The following is a 3,634-nucleotide window of genomic DNA, read 5'->3' on the forward strand; positions in this document are numbered from 1 at the left end:
ATGGCGAAGCTCCTAAAAATAATAATTTTAATCTCTTCATATATAATTTATCTCCTTTATATTTATACACATTACCAATACTATAAAACCTAATTGACAATGTTATCTATAGCCCATTTATTTTCTCTGTAGTTAGGAGAAACCTTACCTATATTCAAGTTATTTAATCTTTTATACTAAACATTTGAATTATCTACATAAAAATTTAAGACTATATTGTTCCCATAGGTTATTTTTGAATCTTATTAGATATTAATTTTATATCCTGTGATAATGGCACCTAAAAGTACCTGTCCCCACTGGGTGTGGAAATCGTATCTGACAAAGTGCCTGTGCCCTTGTCAGATTTATTTGTATATGTCTGTATTAGTTAAATTGTCTAATGGGCTATAATCGGTAATTTCATTTTTGCATAAATCCAACTTAATTAGATTTGTTAATCCTGCTATCGCGCTTATATCACTAATTTCATTTTTAGCTAAATCCAACTCGGTTAAATTTGTTAAACCTGCTATTGCACTTATGTCACTGATTTCATTGTCTTCTAAGTGTAACTCTATTAGGTTTGTTAACCCCGATATTGCACTTATATCACTAATTTTACAGTGGTATAAATTCAAATTAGTTAAATTTGTTAAACTCGATATTGCACTTATGTCAATGTTTCGATTGTAAAATAAATACAACTTAGTTAAATTTGTTAATCCTGCTATTGCACTTATATCTCTAATTTTATTGTTAGTAAGACTCAAATCAGTTAGATTTGTTAATCCTGATAATGCACTTATATCACTAATTTCATTGTCAGATAGACCCAATAGAGCTAGATTTGCTAATCCTGAGATTGCACTTATATCTCTAATTTCATTACCACCTAAATCCAATAAATTTAAATTTTTTAAACCTGCTATCCCACTTATATTACTGATTTCATTACAATTTAAAACCAAATAAGTTAGATTTGTCAAATCTGAGATTGCACTTACATCTCTAATTTCATTACCACCTAAATTCAAATAAGTTAGATTTGTTAATCCTGAAATTGTGCTTATATCACTAATTTTATTGCCATCTAAATCCAACCTAGTTAGATTTGTTAATCCTAAGATTGCTCTTATGTCACTGATTTTATTCCGCCTTAACTCCAACTCTGTTAGGTTTGTTAAACCCGATATTACGCTTATATCACTAATTTCAATATTATCTAAGTTCAACTTAGTTAGGTTTGTTAATCCTAAGATTGCTCTTATGTCACTGATTTTATTTCCATGTAAGTCCAAATGAGTTAGATTTGTCAATTTCTCTATTCCACTAATATTTTCTATTCCACAGAAACCTGCATCTAACTCCTTTATTCTTTGAACATCACTTTTATATATATTTCCTGAAGGTTTATTTATTTCATCACGTATCGCTTCTTCTAAGTTCGGATCTGGAAAATGTATAACTTCTTCATTAACTGTCTCTTCATCTTTTACTGATACTTCTTGTGCTTCTGATATATACTTATCTAGTAGCTTTTGGAATGTTTCATCTCCTGTTTTTTCCATGGCTTCTTTTATAAGATTTGTTATTTCATCTGTTTCTTTGTTCATTTCTTCAAATAATCCTATTCGCTTTTTATAAAGGTCTGCTCTTGTTGAGTCTATATTTATTGCTTGTTTTAATGCTTCTTCTGCTTCTTGATAGTTATCTTGCTGTATGTATATTTCACTAAGTTCAATATATGGTTCAATTGTTTTAGCATCTATTTCTATTGCTTCTTCTAAAACTTTTTTCGCTTCTGCTGGTTTTTCTATTGCTATATACGCATCTGCTAGTCCCAATCTTGCTTCTATGTTATTTGATTCTATTTCTATGAGTACTTTATATGCTTTTATTGCTTCTTCATATTTTCCTTCTTCAAGATATTCATTTTCTAAGTCTTGTTTTTTCTCTAATTTGTTTTCTCCTGTTACACTATATATTAATATGCCTACTAAACCTATCACTATTATCGCAATTATTGATATTATTACTATTTTTCTATTCATTGTTATATCCATCCTTTCGCTTCACTCAAGGCACAAAACGCAATGAAACAAGTTGGCTTTGAGCGATTTTTTTATTATTCTATTAACATAGGGAAACAATTAACTACAAATCACGAGGGGGTCAATGGACTACTTCTGCTACCTATTTCAGACTTCTCTCCCTGTTTATACAAAATCTTTAATTCTACAGTAATGTGTTACTTATTTTTATATTAAGTCTATCATCTATGTATAAATGGTTATCTTACCTCATCATTCAATAATTCTGAATATGCTTTGCTTTTTCTAAATGTATTTCCCATCATCTCATGACTACGATAATCACTCAGTTTATCTATATCAAATTCTGCTATGAAATACCCTCTGTCGTATCTTCTTTAAAAAACAATTGTAGTATCTAATGGATTACCGGCTTTATCCCACACAATTGGACTTAATGCATATGAACAGCCAGCATTTTCTCCTGGAATATTTACCATTACAACTCCTGTCATATTTTCTTAAGCTCTTGTAGATAATGCATGAATTTGTGCTGTTTTTGTTCCACAATCATTTGGAACTAAAATTATTTCTGCTCTCTATAACATAAGAACTCTTGCACTACCGTAATTTTAAATAAGTGTTCCATACAATAATCCCCCTTTTCATATATTTAGTTTCATAATACTATTGAACAGATAGTATACCAATGTTTTTCCCAAAAGGATTACTCCGAAATGAGTGAGCCAATTTAGTTTCAAATTATAGACATTATCTACTATATAAAACTCAAATCCACATATAATATTTCTACATTTATCTTGCAAACCCTTTTATTCCTTGTTAATTTTGCACTAATCCTGTTTAAAAAAGGCATAAAAAAAGACTAGCAAAGTTTTTACTAAAAAACACTACATTCAATAAAGTAACTAGGCAAGCATCTGATGTTTCTTTGTAGGTGAATTAAAGATTATCAGATACTTGCCTATACCATTGAGTTATTATTATCATAATTTTTCTTCATTGTAACTAACAACGCTTTACCCTAAAGATATACCACCAACAATCCTAATAGAAGTTACATGACATATGCCGTACACAACTTTGATTCTGTGTTTTTTATTCTCTAATCTAATCATAGAAACATTTGAATCATTCTGAATCATTACTATTAAAGATATTTAACTACCAAATCAATTATTATTGTATTTTTTTTAATCTCATGTTATATCCAAAATAATATACTGCTATCATTAATATAAAGCTTAATACAAAAGTTACACTCATATTATGAATAGGAATAAATAAGGACAGTATACTTGTAACCCTAAGAGAATTTAAATAAAACATCTGGGGCAATATTCCAAATATATTGAACATAAATCTTCCTAAAAATATCATTTGAAAAATAATTATTATAATACTAATAAATGCAAAACTGTTTCCAATTAAAATAGATTCTAATACTGATTTTGTATAATTTATAGAAATATACCCCATAAAAAACCAATATATAAAAAATAATATACTAATAATCAAAATAGTTATTCCATACCAATCAAATTTCCTCATTACAAAATCAAGCAAAAAACCTAATGCAAATGGCGAAGCTCCTAAAAATA

At 28.4% G+C, this 3,634-nt stretch carries 3 protein-coding genes; all 3 read right to left on the reverse strand.

The annotated features are described in order from the left end of the window. Positions 1-347: 347 nt before the first annotated feature. The gene (locus tag AYC61_RS18735) at positions 348-2,033 is read right to left on the reverse strand and encodes a leucine-rich repeat domain-containing protein (RefSeq protein WP_066506724.1); all 1,686 of its coding nucleotides are present in this window, start codon (positions 2,031-2,033) and stop codon (positions 348-350) included. Between the two features lie 1,019 nt (positions 2,034-3,052). Further along, positions 3,053-3,178, reverse strand: a complete 126-nt coding sequence (locus tag AYC61_RS22150) for a hypothetical protein (protein WP_275935267.1) — start codon at positions 3,176-3,178, stop codon at positions 3,053-3,055. Between the two features lie 34 nt (positions 3,179-3,212). After that, on the reverse strand, positions 3,213-3,634 hold a 422-nt coding region (locus AYC61_RS21770), incomplete at its 5' end, for a hypothetical protein (RefSeq protein WP_207644245.1).

This window comes from Abyssisolibacter fermentans (assembly GCF_001559865.1).
Classification (GTDB): domain Bacteria; phylum Bacillota; class Clostridia; order Tissierellales; family MCWD3; genus Abyssisolibacter; species Abyssisolibacter fermentans.

Coding starts and splice junctions, on each gene's coding strand:
- AYC61_RS18735 (WP_066506724.1), bottom strand. CDS start 2,033: ATGAATAGAAAAATAGTAATAATATCAATAATTGCGATAATAGTGATA.
- AYC61_RS22150 (WP_275935267.1), bottom strand. CDS start 3,178: ATGATTCAGAATGATTCAAATGTTTCTATGATTAGATTAGAGAATAAA.